At 61.0% G+C, this 14,466-nt stretch carries 13 protein-coding genes and 1 pseudogene; 7 read left to right on the forward strand and 7 right to left on the reverse strand.

Going from position 1 to position 14,466, the window contains the following annotated elements; all coding sequences use genetic code 11:
* Positions 1–46: 46 nt before the first annotated feature.
* The 4 genes from HHJ18_RS08475 to HHJ18_RS08490 all read right to left on the reverse strand — a co-directional run bounded on the left by HHJ18_RS08475 (position 47) and on the right by HHJ18_RS08490 (position 3,835).
* Entirely contained in the window at positions 47–1,156 is a 1,110-nt protein-coding gene (locus HHJ18_RS08475) for a c-type cytochrome (protein ID WP_296913909.1), read from the reverse strand.
* A 311-nt stretch (positions 1,157–1,467) separates the two neighbouring features.
* A complete protein-coding gene (locus HHJ18_RS08480) occupies positions 1,468–2,244 on the reverse strand; it encodes an alpha/beta hydrolase (protein ID WP_296913912.1) in 777 nt (258 codons plus the stop codon).
* Entirely contained in the window at positions 2,241–3,320 is a 1,080-nt protein-coding gene (locus tag HHJ18_RS08485; protein WP_296913915.1) for a M14 family zinc carboxypeptidase, read from the reverse strand. The genes HHJ18_RS08480 and HHJ18_RS08485 overlap by 4 nt, the downstream gene beginning before the upstream one ends.
* A 188-nt stretch (positions 3,321–3,508) precedes the next feature.
* Complete coding sequence (locus HHJ18_RS08490; RefSeq protein ID WP_296913917.1) at positions 3,509–3,835, reverse strand: 2Fe-2S iron-sulfur cluster binding domain-containing protein; 327 nt, start codon at positions 3,833–3,835, stop codon at positions 3,509–3,511.
* A gap of 200 nt (positions 3,836–4,035) precedes the next feature.
* On the opposite strand from HHJ18_RS08490, the gene HHJ18_RS08495 reads away from it, so the two are divergent.
* The gene (locus HHJ18_RS08495; protein WP_296913919.1) at positions 4,036–4,557 is read left to right on the forward strand and encodes a GNAT family N-acetyltransferase; all 522 of its coding nucleotides are present in this window, start codon (positions 4,036–4,038) and stop codon (positions 4,555–4,557) included.
* A 73-nt stretch (positions 4,558–4,630) separates the two neighbouring features.
* Here the strand turns inward: HHJ18_RS08495 and HHJ18_RS08500 are convergent, their stop codons facing one another.
* Positions 4,631–4,816, reverse strand: coding sequence for a hypothetical protein (locus HHJ18_RS08500; protein ID WP_296913922.1), 186 nt, complete (start codon positions 4,814–4,816; stop codon positions 4,631–4,633).
* Positions 4,817–5,142: 326 nt separating this feature from the next.
* Here HHJ18_RS08500 and HHJ18_RS08505 point away from each other — a divergent pair, with 326 nt between their 5' ends.
* On the forward strand, positions 5,143–5,493 hold the full coding sequence (locus HHJ18_RS08505) for a hypothetical protein (protein ID WP_296913925.1): 351 nt from the start codon (positions 5,143–5,145) through the stop codon (positions 5,491–5,493).
* A gap of 137 nt (positions 5,494–5,630) precedes the next feature.
* A complete protein-coding gene (locus HHJ18_RS08510) occupies positions 5,631–6,575 on the forward strand; it encodes a DUF808 domain-containing protein (RefSeq protein WP_296913928.1) in 945 nt (314 codons plus the stop codon).
* Between the two features lie 38 nt (positions 6,576–6,613).
* Here the strand turns inward: HHJ18_RS08510 and HHJ18_RS08515 are convergent, their stop codons facing one another.
* Entirely contained in the window at positions 6,614–6,811 is a 198-nt protein-coding gene (locus HHJ18_RS08515) for a hypothetical protein (RefSeq protein ID WP_296913931.1), read from the reverse strand.
* Between the two features lie 614 nt (positions 6,812–7,425).
* Between HHJ18_RS08515 and HHJ18_RS08520 the strand changes: the two genes are divergently transcribed.
* Together HHJ18_RS08520 and HHJ18_RS08525 are read left to right on the forward strand one after the other, a co-directional pair.
* Complete coding sequence (locus tag HHJ18_RS08520) at positions 7,426–8,613, forward strand: class I SAM-dependent methyltransferase (RefSeq protein WP_296913950.1); 1,188 nt, start codon at positions 7,426–7,428, stop codon at positions 8,611–8,613.
* A gap of 22 nt (positions 8,614–8,635) precedes the next feature.
* Entirely contained in the window at positions 8,636–9,670 is a 1,035-nt protein-coding gene (locus HHJ18_RS08525) for a tRNA-dihydrouridine synthase (protein ID WP_296913933.1), read from the forward strand.
* 27 nt (positions 9,671–9,697) lie between these two features.
* Here HHJ18_RS08525 and HHJ18_RS08530 read toward each other — a convergent pair.
* Positions 9,698–10,671 (reverse strand): annotated as a pseudogene (locus HHJ18_RS08530) (DUF5996 family protein).
* A gap of 242 nt (positions 10,672–10,913) precedes the next feature.
* Here HHJ18_RS08530 and HHJ18_RS08535 point away from each other — a divergent pair.
* Entirely contained in the window at positions 10,914–13,337 is a 2,424-nt protein-coding gene (locus HHJ18_RS08535) for a cellulase family glycosylhydrolase (protein WP_296913936.1), read from the forward strand.
* 851 nt (positions 13,338–14,188) lie between these two features.
* On the forward strand, positions 14,189–14,466 hold a 278-nt coding region (locus HHJ18_RS08540), incomplete at its 3' end, for a hypothetical protein (protein ID WP_296913938.1).

Consider the following 14,466-nt stretch of genomic DNA (forward strand, 5'->3'; position numbering starts at 1 on the left):
GGGGTTGCCAACGGGTTTGCGAAAACTCAGGTGTTTTAGCAAACGCTCACGGGAAACCCCGCGCATTCCGTGCGCTTTTAAGCGCGGCCTCAATCGGCTGAAACGGGCCGAAGGTATGCTGCTCCCGGGTAAACATGGGTGGTTTGCTCGGGTCGTCCGTCGCCGCACCATTGTTGCTGCGCGGCATGGTGAAATCGTAGGAAGCGCTGGCGGGCTTGCGCAGCCAGTTCGGCATGCCATCGGGTCCGACGCCGGTCCAATCCTGGATGTAGCGCTCGCCGAACGGGTGATTATTCGACAGCAGGTAGGCCGCCACGTCCCAGGCGTCCTGTTGCGGCATGCGGGTGGATGGGTCCAAAATGTTGACCTTGTCGCGCGGCATGGTGCCCCACACCATCGTCGCTGCGGTAGCCAGCCGGCCCATGCCTGACATCAGGCCAAAGCTGTCATTGCCCCAGACTGCGGGAGTGAGATAGCGCTTTTGATCGTCGAGCCAGATGCCTTGGCCGCTGTTTTGATGGCAGATCGCGCAGCGCTCTCTATAAATATCCTTGCCGCGCTCCGGGTTGGCGGCCCGCGTCAGCAGGGCGACTGCCGGAAACTCCTGGCCCTTCACCTGCTTGAAGGTAAACCCAGGCTGGAGCCCGGTGGCCAGAAAGTCGAAATACGCCACGATGTCTTTCATGGGCTGGCTGTCGCGGGGAAGCGCTTCACCGGCGAGCGAACGCTCCATGCAGGTGTTCACCCGGTTGGGGACGTCGAGCAATATATTGGAGCGCGCATTGAAAATTCCCGGCGGCGCGTATTTTTGTGCGACTACCACGAACGGCGATGCATTGGGTTGGGTGCCGTCTGCCATGTGGCAATTGGTGCACGCGAGCTTGTTGCCCACAAAGGGCCGTCCGTTGGCGGCGCGTATGCCGCTTTCGACCCCCAGATACTTGTACGTCGAATGGATAAGTTCTTTGCCACTCGCTGCAGAGGAGGACATTGTTGCCGGATCGGGCAGCCGGTAAGCCGGCGCATAAAAGGTATTGAAATCGCGCGGGTTACTGGCGCTTGCGGGGAGGACATCATTTTGGCTAGCCGAAAATGCCAGACCGACAGTGCCGGCCAAGAGCGCCGCTGAAATGAGATACAGAGGAAGTTTTGTCACAATTTATGCCTTGTAAAGTTCTTCATCAGGAAGTTTGACTGGAGTGGTTCGGACTTTTTTCTGGAAAAATATCGGCCCTGCGCCGGCCCTTCGGTCTTCTGTAATAGCCGAATATATGTGGCACTCTAGGTTCTTGTCCGTCTCGTCCACCGTGCGGTGGCGCACCGTGCCGGGCTTTAGTTACCAAACTTACCTGGGCGGCCGATGGCATACCGGTCTTGTCTTCTGATTTAATAAAAAAGGGCCTTTAGTCCCTGCTAAACGGGCGCTAGCAGCTATCAAAAAAATAGCAAGCCAAGGTCGTCTGACGTTTAGGAAGGCCGTTTATAACTCGTTGCCGACGTGCCTTGGGCCAGCCAGTCCGCCACGGTTTGGCAGGTCCAGTCCGGGTCGTCGTGGCACAGGTCATGGCCGGCCCAGCGGTGCCTGTCATGACGGGCGCCCCAGGCTGCGGCCAGCGTGGCCGAGCAGGCTGGGTCGACCAGTTGATCGGCCGCCGAAGACAGCAGCAGCACCGGACAGGCCGGCGCTGCCGCCGCCGCTTGAAAGCGCGCCGCGGCCAGCAACTGGCGCAAGGCATTGGCGCTGCTGACCGGCGCGCTGCGGCGAATCTGTTGCCAGACGGCCGTATCGGCTTGCAGGGCGTCTGAGTTGGCGCAGGTCAACTGGTGAATGCGGCGCTCCACCCCGGCTGGATTCTTCCATTGCGCGGCAATGCGCAGCAGTTGGGGCCAGCACGCTGGCCGCAGGCGCTGGGCCAGCGCGTTAAAGGGGCGCATGCTGGTGTTGACCAGCACCAGCCGTTCAATGTCGGCCGGATGCTGCTGGGCCCAGTCGACGGCCACCATGCCGCCCAGCGACATTGCCAGCAGCGAGTAGGGCGGCATCAGGCCGAGCGCTGCCAAACTGGCCCGCGCCGCAGTCATCATGGCCCGCACCGTCGTCGGCGAGGGTTGTTGCCAGCAGGCGCCATTGCCGGGCAGGTCAAGCAAGGTGACAGGTCCCAGCCCAGCCTTTAGCAACTGGTCGGGTAGCCCTCCCCAGTGCCGAGCTTCACGTGTGAGGCCTCTTAAAAGTACCCAGGTCACGGTGTACGCCTTGGCCGCCAGTGCGCCATGGCTAGCTGCATGAGCTGAGCGCGGCGCTCGGCAAGCGGCAGCCAGCGTGGGGCGGCAAAGGCGGCGCGCGTCAGGAAATCCAGCAGATCCGAATGGCGGCGCAGCACGCGTTTGGTGCGGTGCGCCTTGATGGGGTTGAAAATGCCGTGCCGCGAAAACAGCTGGCGCGGATTCTTGCGTATCCACAGCCACGAGCCGAGCTCCAGCGTCATCGGCAAAAACAGGTTTCCGGGCGGCGCGTGGTCATAGGCGTGGTCCCACAAGTCGCCGTGCAGCAGGTACTGGTTGCTTTGCGGCTCAAAGCTGTAAGCATGGTGCGGGTGTGATCGCTCCAGCATGGTTTTGAGCGCAAACATTTCGGGCAGATGCGCCATCAGCCGGCGCGTTTTTGCATACGGAAACCAGATGCTGTCGTCAAAGCCGTAACCCGAGTGGCAGTCCAGCGCCAGGCTGAAAGGCCGACTTGCCAGCTGCTGGCGCACCACCTGCAGCAGCGCTGCGCTTTCGGCTTCCATGGGCGCGCCGGGCCGGCCGCAGTACCAGGGCAACAGCGGGCTTAAAGTTTGCCCGCCTGCCAGAAAGGGCACGCGCTGCTCGGCCCGCTGCGGCGCATTGCGCATCAAATCCACGCCATTGGGGTTGGCGCGCTTGTGCGCCCACATGCCGCCAGGATTGACGAGGGGCATGAACACCAGCCGGACCTGCTGCAGCTGCTGGTGCAGCAGCTCGTCCCACTCCAGCCGGAACAGCAGGGCGCGCATGTAATGCAGGATCAGCTGCGTTCCGATGCGCTCCAGCCCGTGAATGCCGCCAAAAAATCCGACAGCCGGCGCTTGGCGGTCGCGCGAACCGATGCTGGCGGTGTACAGCGGGAAAGACGGTGATCGGGTGGAAATGCTTGCCACGGTCTGGATGTCAAAGTGCGCGCTGCCCGCCAGCAAGATCGCCTTAAGCGCCTCGTGCTCGTCAAAGCTCGCGCTGGCGTCGGTGGTGGGACGCAGGCTGTCCAGGTCGGCAGGGTTGTGCTGAAGGTGAAGAGAGTCCATCGGCCGATGCTGGCACAGTTGTTTGACAGCGTCATGTTGGCCGCGGGATTTTTCTGGACAACTGCGCCGGCGGCGGCGCGACCGGTCAACAATGCTATAAAAACAATAGCTGCTTGCGCCCGTTCTTGCTGGGCTACAGCCATATTTCATTAAAAAACGCGGCTTCAGGTCGTACTGCGGGCACACGGTCAGATCAACACCACATCCGACAGCGGATAGGCCACGCAGGGCAGGATGTAGCCCGCCTGCTTCTCGTCTGCGCTCAGGCCCGGCCATTCGATGCGGTACATCACCTGGCCTCTGCTCAGCTGGCGCAGGCAGGTGCGGCAGGTGCCGTTGCGGCACGAACTGGCGGGGCTTAGGCCGGCGCGTTCGGCCGCGTGCAGCAGCGGCAGCGCGGCGGGTGCTGCAAACGTGGCGCCGTCAGGGCCGAAGCGGGCTGTAAAAACCGCGCCGGGTGCATCTGCTACGGTGACGCCATTCGGGTCGGGGACTAAAGGGCGGCTGGCGTGCATGGGGTGATGTCGGTGAATGTGAGTGAATGCGGGTGAATGCCGGTAAAGGTGCGTGGTGGCTCTGAACCCTGGCGCGTGCACGTTGTAAGCCACCGCATAGAATTTACCGTAAGCCTCGCTGGCGCGGCCTCAACTTGCGCGACAATCCTGCTCCTTCCCCGCCTTTCAATGATTTTTACTGATTTACAAGCGATTTTTTCATGCCCAGCTATTTAGTTCGTCCCGCCATTGCCCGCGATGCCCAAGCCATCGCCGAAATCCATGTGGCCACCTGGCAAGCCGCATACAAAGACCTGATGCCGGCAGATTACCTGCAGCCCATCACGGTGGCCAAGCGGCTGAAATACTGGCGCGAAGCCATCGAATTCAGCGAGCCGCAATTGCTGGTGGCGACGGAGGGCGAGCAGGTCGTCGGTTTTGTCGGCTTTGACCGTTCGCGCGATGCCGCAACCAAGTCCAGCATTGGCGAAATTTGGGCGCTTTATGTGACGCCGGCCCATTGGCGCCAAGGTGCCGGCCTAGCGCTGTGGGACGGCGCGCGTGAGGGTCTGAAGGAAGAGGGCTGTACCCAGGTGACAGCCTGGGTGCTGCTGCACAACGAGGCAGCCTTGGGTTTTTATGAGCACGCTGCCGGCTTCAAGCGCGAAATGCCCTCGCTCAAGACTGTCGCCTTCGGCAGCGCCAAGCTTGAGGAGATACGGCTGAAGCGCGCCGTCGACTGAGGCTTCGGCTTGGGCCAGCATTACTGGCGCAAAGACCTGCGAGGCAATTAAATCGGGCCGGCAATCCCAGCCTTCAGGAAGGTATGTCCACCACGCGTTCGTCATCCGGAATAAGCGGCGTCCCCTCGTCCGGACTGACCGGCAGTTCCTGGGCTTCGTCGTCTTCCGCTGCCTCATCGGGCGGTCGGTGGCGCGGCTGATCGTCGTGGGCGGCGCTGCTTCTCGGTGCTGATTTTTCGGATCCTGTCATAGGGCCCATGGTTACTCTCCTTAACGCTCTGATGATGGCGGCGCGCTCCGTGCATGCACTTAAGAAAAACGGCCGTTTTGCTGTCAGTTCCGGCTGACAGATTGACGCACGCTGTTCATCCAAGTCAGGCGTTCCAATCCCTCTAGTCAAATCCTCTCTTGTCCTACACGCAAGCTATCCGTGGCCGCACAGGCGCGCGCCGCAGTGGCTTTAAAGTTTGAGGGGGCTCCGGCGTGAATTGTTCTCGTCGTCTTTCTTTTCGCTTTTTTAGCCGCCTGCTCATAGCGCTCACGGCGAAAACTCGTGGGTTTTGTTGTTCTTTTGAAGGAAGCATCATGGAAAAATCCAGCGTAAATCTTGGCAATGACCCGCCCCATTCCGCGCAATCTGTCCAGAGCAGCGTTGAATCAGCAGGCGCGGCAATGCACAGCACGATTGACAAAATGGCCGAGCCGGCGCGCAGCACCGTGGACCGCATGTCCAGCGCCGCGCACGAAACGGTGGACAAGCTGGCTAGCAACGCGTCGCATGTGGCCGACCGGTTTTCCGAGCAGACCCGCCGCGTGACCGAAGCGCCGGCGCAGGCGATTGATTATTCGAAATCCTGGATCCAGGACAAGCCGCTGGAGGCCGTTGGCGTGGCACTGGCTGTCGGCTTTATTTTGGGGCGGCTGACCGCGCGCTGAGGTGTCCTTCGTGCCGCTCCATTGAATGGAGATTTAAAAAAATCGCCCCTTCCTTGCGTCCGGGCGTTTTTTTTCGGGCACCCTATCCTTGGTACCTCAAGCCCGCTGATTTTTTTTGGGCAACCTTGAAAGAACCCATGGCCAGTAGCCTGCTTGCGCTGATTGATGACATTGCCAGCATCCTTGACGATGTGGCTTTGCTGTCCAAGGTGGCGGCCAAAAAAACCGCCGGTGTGTTGGGCGACGATCTGGCGCTCAATGCCCAGCAGGTTTCGGGCGTGAAAGCCGAGCGCGAGCTGCCCGTGGTCTGGGCCGTCGCCAAAGGGTCTTTCATCAACAAGGCGATTCTGGTGCCAGCGGCGCTCGCCATCAGCGCGCTGGCACCCTGGGCAGTGACGCCGTTGCTGATGGTGGGCGGCGCATTTCTTTGCTACGAAGGCTTTGAAAAGCTGGCGCACAGATTCTTGCGTAACCCGCAGCAGCGGGCGGCACAGCAGGAAGCGCTACTGGCGGCGTTGGCCAAGCCGGCAGTTGATTTGCTGGCGCTTGAAAAAAGCAAAATCAAGGGCGCCATACGCACTGACTTCATTTTGTCGGCCGAAATCATCGCCATCACGCTGGGTACGGTGCAAGGCAGCCCCTTCATGACGCAGCTAACGGTGCTCAGCGGCATCGCCCTGCTCATGACGGCGGGCGTGTACGGCCTGGTGGCGGGAATCGTCAAGCTCGATGATGGCGGGCTTTACCTCAGTCAGCGCGCCGGGGCCAGTGCCTTGCGCGGTATTCAAAGAGGCTTGGGCCGGGGCATCTTGCGCGCGGCGCCCTGGATGATGAAGGGCCTATCGGTGGCGGGCACGATCGCCATGTTCCTGGTCGGCGGCGGCATTCTCACGCATGGCTTCACAGCGCTGGGCCACGGCATTGAGGCGCTGGCCGACCGGCTCGGGGACATGGACCATGCAGCGGCCGAGTTACTGGCCGCCGTGACGCCGCTGGCGCTGGATGCGGCCGTCGGGCTACTGGCCGGCGCGCTGGTGCTTTTCACGGTCAGCGCGGCCAAGCGGATGTTCGTGCGCGGCTGAACGCCAATTTCATAGACTACGGTTTGTTCAATCGCGCTTCACCGCAGCGATTGCTCGAAGCGGTACCCGTCGGCCTCGCCCACGGCGCTGCTTTGCAAGCGGTCACGCAACTGCGCCAACGACGGCCACGCTGGCAAGCTCGAATTGCTACACGCTTGCTGCGACTCACGCCTGGATTCCTTGCCGCGCTGTTTTTGTGAAACCGCTTGGGCGCTAGGTTGCTTGCTTTTTTTCACGTTAGATCCGGCAACAAAATTTACTGGGGCGGTATCGGCTGCGTTTCGGCAGGTTTTGCCTGCAGAACCGGTGCGTCAGACTTCTGTGATTCGGCTGACGTCGGGGATGCAGAAAAGGGCCAGCGGCCTTTCTGCGCGGGGGCGACGGGGTTGGCTGCGGCGCGGGCGCGCTCCTCTATGGCCTTGCGGGCGTCTCTATCGGGCGCGGGTTGGGCAAATCTTGGCATGGTGATCTCCAAAACAACACCTTAAACCTTAAGGGCTGCGCGACCTGCAAGCTGTAGGCTCTCAATGACGCCGCTTGTAGGAATCGCCATGCGGCTGGGCGCCGGTTTGCTGCAGGGTGGCCGCCTGGATACGCTGACGAATAGCTTGGCGAATAATTGCTTGCTATGCAATAAATAGCGGCTTGCACCCGTGTTTATTGGGCTAGATGGTGTTTTAGTCGGTAAAAATGAATTCGCAGGGCTTTTGCACCGACCCGCTTCGGCCCATCTGTTAAAACACTTGAATCTTTCTTTTTGAGTTGCCCTCCGATGTCTATTTCGCCGCCCGCTACCGCCTCCGCTATCACTCCTGTTTTGACCCCTGACGCCGTCTCCAGCGCGCCCGCCCTGATCCACTGGAACGAAGCGGATGAAGAGCGCTCTGCGCTGTGGCGCTCGGAACGCGGCGCCTTGCCGCCCAAACGCATGGTGCTGGCCGACGACACTACCTCTGCCGACACCGCCTATCGGCTGGCCTGCGAAGGCACCGGCCTGCTCTGGCGCGGTGACTTTCAAAATGCCCGGCAATTGGTGCAGGCGCTGGCCCGACGCATCGACAAGCCGCCCAAAGCCTCCAAACAAGCCAGGGTGGAGCGTAAAAAAGCCGCCGATGCAGCCGTCTCTGGCGTGCCGGCCGGCCAGGCCTTTCACCTGCACCGCCAGGCCCAGTCGCAGCGCGCACGGGTGCTGGGCATGGTACTGATCGAGTTTGGCGCCGATTACGGCATTGCGCTGCGCCGCGCGCCGGACGCCCGGCCGGCCTGCACGGAGGCCTGGGGGCCGGCCGATGGGGCTTCTAGCGCCTGCGTGGCTTCGTTGCGCGAGTTGATGGGCGTCATCAGCGCGCACGAGTGGCGCAAAAAAGGTGTTGAAATTCCTGCCCTGGGGAAGGCGCCCAACAACCGCATTCACCCGCATTACGGCGTGTTTTCACCGGTACGCGGCGAGTATGTGGAACTGGTCGCCAAAGCCCCCTTGCCCACCCTACGGCCCAATAAGTTTGTAGCGTTTGACATTGGCACTGGCACCGGCGTGCTGTCGGCGGTGCTGGCGCTGCGCGACATTGACCAGGTGGTGGCCACCGACCAGGACCCGCGTGCGCTGGCCTGCGCGCGCGAAAACCTGCAGCGGCTGCGCTTGCCCAATCCGGTCAAGGTGATGCAGGCCGACCTGTTTCCCGAAGGGCTGGCTTCGGTCATCGTCTGCAACCCGCCGTGGCTGCCGGCACGCCCCGGCTCACCGCTGGAAGGCACCGTGTACGACGAAGGCAGCCGCATGCTGCTGGGGTTTCTAAAAGGCCTGCCGGCGCATCTGGCGCATGGCGGCGAAGGCTGGCTCATCCTGTCCAATTTTGCCGAGCAGTTGGGCCTGCGCACGCGCGCTGAGTTGCTGGCGGCTATCAAGGACAGCGGGCTGAAGGTGCTAGGCAGGATGGACGCCACGCCGGACCATCCCAAAGTGGCCGATGAAAGCGACCCGCTGCACGCGGCGCGCGCTGCCGAAGTGACCTCGCTGTGGCGCCTCGGCGCGGCGTGACAGTTCGCTGAAAAGAGTCGGCATGACCATCCTGCTCGCGCCCATGGAGGGACTGCTCGACTTTGTCCTGCGCGACATCCTCACGCGGGTGGGCGGCATCGACCGCTGCGTCTCCGAATTCATCCGCATCACCGACCAGCTGCTGCCCGAACGTGTGTTCACCCGTATCGTGCCCGAGCTTCTCAACGGTGGCCGCACCTTGGCCGGCGTGCCGGTGCGGGCCCAGCTGCTGGGCTCAGACCCGGTCTGCCTGGCTGAAAACGCCGGCCGGTTGGCTGGCCTTGGGCCTGCCGGCATTGACTTGAATTTCGGCTGCCCGGCGGCGGTGGTGAACCGCCATGGTGGCGGGGCCGCGCTGCTCGATGAACCCGAAACCATCGCCGCCATTGTCCGCGCTGTGCGGCGCGCCGTGCCGGCCCACATGCCGGTGTCGGCCAAGATGCGCCTGGGCTTCAATGACGATGCGCGCGCGCTTGACTGCGCGCTGGCAATCGCCGAGAGCGGCGCTGACGAGCTGGTGGTGCATGCCCGCACCAAGGCGCAGGCCTACCGCCCGCCGGCCTACTGGGACCGCATTGCCGACATTCGGGCGGTGGTGCGCATTCCGGTGGTGGCCAACGGCGAAATATGGACGGTGGACGATGCGCGGCGTTGCCGCCAGGCCTCGGGCTGCCACATGCTGATGCTGGGCCGGGGCGCCGTGACCGACCCGGGGCTGGCGCTGGCCATCAAGGCTGACATGGCCGGTGCCTCGCTGACGCCGCTACCACAGTTGTCGCCAGGCATCAGCTGGGCTGCGCTGTTGCCGCTGCTGGGCGCCTTCTGGCAAGTGGTCTGCAGTCGGCTTGATAGCCGTTCGCGCGCTGGCCGGCTCAAGCAGTGGCTCAATTTTTTGCGCCGCCGATTTCCCGAGGCAGAAGCCGCCTACCAGTTGCTCAAGCCGATCAATGACCCGGCCTTGGTGGGCGAGTGGCTGGCCGTCACGCTGCGCGCTCAACGTGCGCCGCCACCAGAAATTGCCATGTCGCAGTTGGCGCCGCTGCTGATTGCCGCCTAGTTACCCGAGCCAAGCGCCCAGCAACTTCTAGCTGGCGCCAGGCGTCTTGATCGGCTCTTTGCGCTCCAGCGCCGAACGGTGCCAATTGCCCAGACGGGCCGCCGCCTCATAGCTGCTCTGCAGAAATTCAAGCAGCAACGCGTCCGGCGAGGGCGCCAGCCTCACATCGTCGTAAGGCAGGATGAACTCGTGCAAGCTGCTTTCATAAATCGCCTTGGCGGGACGCATGGGCGCCGTACCGAATCCGGCCGGTTCGGGATAAGCGTAGGAATAAAAAACCGGATACGGCACCGGCCCGCCACCCGGCCAGAAGCCGCAGCTGCTGACCTCGTGCGAATAGGCCTCGCGCGTGACCCAGTCGGGGCACTGCGGCACGCCACCCGGATGGTCGGGCGCCACCCGGCCGGAAAAACGCGTCAGCGCCAGGTCAAAGCCGCCCCAAAAAAAGTGAGAAGGACTGCTTTTGCCAATGAAGCGGCTGCGGAATTCCTTCAACACCCGATCAGCTTGCACCAGAGCAAGCCACAGCCTGTGCGCATACTCCGCATCGTACGAGGCATGCGTGTAGTCCTGCTCAAACGGTATGCCATCGGCCAGTTCATTGGGCGTAGTGTGGATTTTCACGCCAACGCCTAGTTCGGCCAGCCTGGCCATCAGCTCGGCGTAAAAATCTGCCACCGGGCGCGCTTGCAAGGCCAGGCTGGCAAGCCCGCCGTCGCTGACGCTAATAAGCAGCCGGTGGTCAATGAAGTCGAAATCGATCTGGCAGGTCCGGTTGCCGAAAGGGATGGGCGAGGTGGTCAGGCCGCGCGACGTGACTACAGGCTGACATGCCACGAGTGATTGACCCAAGGCGTTTGAATCAGCCGTATTTTGCCGACGATTTGCGTCCACATGTGCAGCGTGGCATAGGTGTCCTGCCATTCGTTGAGAGGCAGGCTGGGCCAGTGTTCAAGTGTGGTGGCGGCAACGGAAGAGGGTGAATCGGTCATCGGGCACATCCAGCATTAACTTGACACGGAGGCAGTGAACCTTTGATAAATTTAGCCTTGCCAATCAGAACAGTTTGTAGGACATCGGAGCTTTTTGCCGGCGGGCTTTCGGGTTCGCGACGCCGCTGTATGAGATGCTTGACAGGGGATCGCTGTTCCCTTAAAAACTGCCGGACTGGGTTAAACACCCGTTCGATAATGCCGCGGCACAGAGCCGGGCGCCAAGCTGATTTTTCGGAGGGAGAACCGTTGTGCACAGACGTGAATTTTCGCAAGCGGCTGCCGCTATGGCAGCGCTTGTTTCGATGGGCCCGCAGCGCAGCGCTTGGGCTGCAATGCCTGGCGCGGGAAGCAGTACCGTCGCCATGGGTACCAACCTCTCGGGCATGGAGTGGGCCCGGCCAGGACTGCGCTATGGCTTGAGTTCTGAGCCCAATATTCACTTCTCGGTGCCGCGTGCGGCCGAGGTGGCTTACCTGGCGGCCTGCGGCTACCGTAAAAACCGCTTGCCGATTCAGTGGGAACTGCTGCAGCCCATGCTGCACGACACCCCGGCTGATTCCGCCGCCCAAGCCGCAATTGGCAAGCCGGGCGCTTTTCACACGCGCTACGAGTCCTACATCACCGGCGTACTCGACGCGCATGCGGCCGCTGGTATTCAATGCATCGTTGACTGTCACAACTCTTGCCGCTACCAGGACTTCAGGTTTCAAGGGGACGGCGCGGTCAGCGGCCTGACCGTTCCCCCCAATGCCCTGATGCGGCCCTACACCACCGACAAGTCGCAGGTGCAGGAACGGATTTTTTCCTTGGCACCGGGGGCAACGCTGACGCAGTCCAACTTCAACGACTTCTGGACCCGCGTGGCGACCAAGTGGCAGGGCCACCCCGGTTTGGCCGGCTATGGCCTGATGAACGAACCGCACGATATGCCCAGACCCGGCGAGATCGTTGAGTCAACCGACGGCGAAGACTTGACGATCTGGCCGGCCTATGCGAAGGCCGCCATCAAGGCGATTCGCGCTGTTGACGCGGCTACCCCGATCTATGTGGGGGGCAACGGCTGGGGTTCGGCGATGGGTATTGCCACCCTCAACCCCGGATTTCCTTTGGCGGGCCACAACCTCATTTACGAGGTTCACCTTTACCTGGATGCATCGAGCAACGGCAGGGTGTTTGACCTGGATACTGAAGTGGCCAAAGGCTACAGCGCAGGTTTTGGCCGCGGATCCATCCATGCCTTGACCGGTCTGGACCGGCTTCGGCCGGCAACCGATTGGGCCAAGGCCAAAGGGGTCAGGGTGGCGCTGACTGAAGTGGGCATGCCGATTGATGATATGCGCTGGCACGAAATGTTTAAACCGGTCGTCAGCCATGCCATCAAGAGCGACTGCGAGGTGTACAGCTGGATGGGCGGCAACCATTGGCCCATCCGAAATTACGCCATCAACCATGTACCGGGCTGGCACCAGAACAAGACGCTGGAGCCCGCCGTGTCCGGCGTGATGAAGGCTGCGGCCGGGTTGGCGCAAGCCACGCTGTTCGATGACGGCCCGGCTTTCTCTCTGGCAGGTATAGCGCTGACGATCACGGTGTATGCGCGCGGCTTTCTGGCACGGCCGGTAACGCTCACAGTGGCAGCCAATGGCAAGGGGACGCTGAGTAAATCGCGGCTGACTATTCCTGCTGGCGCCAATGGGCAAACCACGTTCAGCTACACGCCAGCGGCCAACGAGGTGGCTCTGCTGAGCTACCGCAGTGACGGCCAGCCGTCCGACTCAGGCCAGTTAGCCGGCCAGGTGCCTCCGCCCCGAAAAATATTTTCGCTGACCGACCCGGTTGCCTATGCCGACACCAGCCTGACGGATGCGGCGCTGGCCATCATCGCCAGATATAGCGCCTGCAAGTGGGTGATGGCAGATGGCTACACCGACTATGTCCTGGGCGCGCCGGCGGCTGCCGGGCAGGCGGTGCGCGCCATCGCTGATTCGGGTTACGGCTCCAGCCCAGGCAATGCCATGGAGATGCTGATCTGGATCAACACCGAAGGCAAGGCCATGGGCAACAGGACGCTGCCGCTCATGCGCGAGAACAGCGGCACCAAGAGCATTAAGAACACAGACCACACGGCGCCAGACGCTTTCGGGTTTTGGTGCAAGAAGTCGGCCCCCGAGCCAGGTGTTCAGCCTCGTCCGCTCAACCGCGTGCCCTACAACCTTGATGATGCGCATTTCGTCATTGCCGCGCTCAGCGTGGCAGCGAAGAACAACAGTGGCGTGGTGTTTCAGGCCTCCAAAGCGGAGGAGGGCTACGCTTCGGAACTGGGGCTCAGTAATGGCCAGCCCCAAGCCAAATGGGTGGATGCCAAGGGTCGCACGGCACTGTTGACCAGTACGGCCCAGCTGCCCATCAATCGCCCGGCGGTGCTGGCGTTCACGTCAGCGCCTGGTGCGCAGAGTTTGCGCGTCAATGCGGCCGAAGTAGCGCGCAGCAGCGCAACGTTTCCCCGTGGCGTTTATGCCCAGCTGTTGCTGGGTGGCGGTTTTCGCAATTACTACCCGCAGGCGGGGTTCAGGGGGAACCTTTACGCCGTCATCACCGGCAAAGGCGCCCCCTCGGCAGCCGAACTGGCCGTGCTGGAAAAATACCTGGGTAGGCTGGCCGGCTTGGCTTGAAATAAGCCGAGTGTGCAGAACTCCACGCCGCAGCGAAGGCTGCGGCTATCGTCTGGTCGCTGCAGAACACACAAACTTTCACTTGCATGGCGTATGGCCGGCGTAGCTTTGCCGCGCCCTCTGAAATGTGCAAGGCGTAAGACAGAGTGTCATTTCGGTCTCGCCGATATTGACAAACGTTTTGTGAATTGAAATCTGTGCAGCAACAGACATAACCGACAAAAAATCGTAAAAAAATGTGACTATTAATCTACATAGATTAACAATTAAGTCAGGTATTCGTTGTTATGGAAACTCTTCACGCGCTGGAAGGGCGACTTGATTTCAGTCGCTGAAGGAATCCGAAGAACTTTAGAAGCGCCTCATTGCCATCCAAAACGCTCAACATTTCGACTGAAATTAAGTTTTTTTTTGTAAACTTCATCCTACAAAATTTTAAGTTTTTGAACTGCCCACTCCACTGGAAAAAAGTCGGATTTCTACCCGTACGATGCTCTTTTTTCCATCTCGTTTTGGCATAAAAACAAGGTAGTTTTCCCCGCAAGCCCGAAAAATATTTGGGGCTTTTTTTAACTATTTTGCAATAAGTAAGCAACGATTTTTTGTCAGTATTTTCCTACACTCTGTAGAACCAATCGCGCAAATAGTGTGCGCCAGCGCACGTACCGCCGGTGCTCGGACGACGGCCTTCACACTACCGCCTTGGGTTGCCGACATGTCATATGTATACGTCGCTGCACTCCCTTTAGCGCATCAGCTGGTTCTTTCGCATTTGCTTTGCTCTATCTGATGGTGTCCTTAGTCATTTTTTTTAATGACGCTTTTACTTACATTGAAATAACGACGCATACATGCAACGACGTAAATTTTTCCTGTCCACCCCTGCGGTGGCCAAAGCGCTAACAGCTGCCATTGTGTTGTGCCTGAGCCAGTCAGCCAGCGCGCTTGACCCGGCCGCAATCCCCGTGGGTAGCCATGACAACATCTTTTTGCAAGCCGGCAATCCCACAGATGCCTACTTTGTTGATGACAATCGTTGGGGTGCGGGTGCTATCACCGAGGGAGGCGCCGCCAATCAGTATGAGCAGGCTGTGGGGGTTGATCCGGCCGTTGGCGCCGGCGGGGAAGT

This window comes from Polaromonas sp., from assembly GCF_012927455.1.
GTDB lineage: Bacteria > Pseudomonadota > Gammaproteobacteria > Burkholderiales > Burkholderiaceae_C > Polaromonas.

Excerpts from the sequence above, each read along its gene's own strand:
- HHJ18_RS08495 (WP_296913919.1), top strand. The coding sequence starts at position 4,036 with ATGCCCAGCTATTTAGTTCGTCCCGCCATTGCCCGCGATGCCCAAGCC.
- HHJ18_RS08490 (WP_296913917.1), bottom strand. The coding sequence starts at position 3,835 with ATGCACGCCAGCCGCCCTTTAGTCCCCGACCCGAATGGCGTCACCGTA.
- HHJ18_RS08525 (WP_296913933.1), top strand. The coding sequence starts at position 8,636 with ATGACCATCCTGCTCGCGCCCATGGAGGGACTGCTCGACTTTGTCCTG.
- HHJ18_RS08500 (WP_296913922.1), bottom strand. The coding sequence starts at position 4,816 with ATGGGCCCTATGACAGGATCCGAAAAATCAGCACCGAGAAGCAGCGCC.
- HHJ18_RS08485 (WP_296913915.1), bottom strand. The coding sequence starts at position 3,320 with ATGGACTCTCTTCACCTTCAGCACAACCCTGCCGACCTGGACAGCCTG.
- HHJ18_RS08505 (WP_296913925.1), top strand. The coding sequence starts at position 5,143 with ATGGAAAAATCCAGCGTAAATCTTGGCAATGACCCGCCCCATTCCGCG.
- HHJ18_RS08510 (WP_296913928.1), top strand. The coding sequence starts at position 5,631 with ATGGCCAGTAGCCTGCTTGCGCTGATTGATGACATTGCCAGCATCCTT.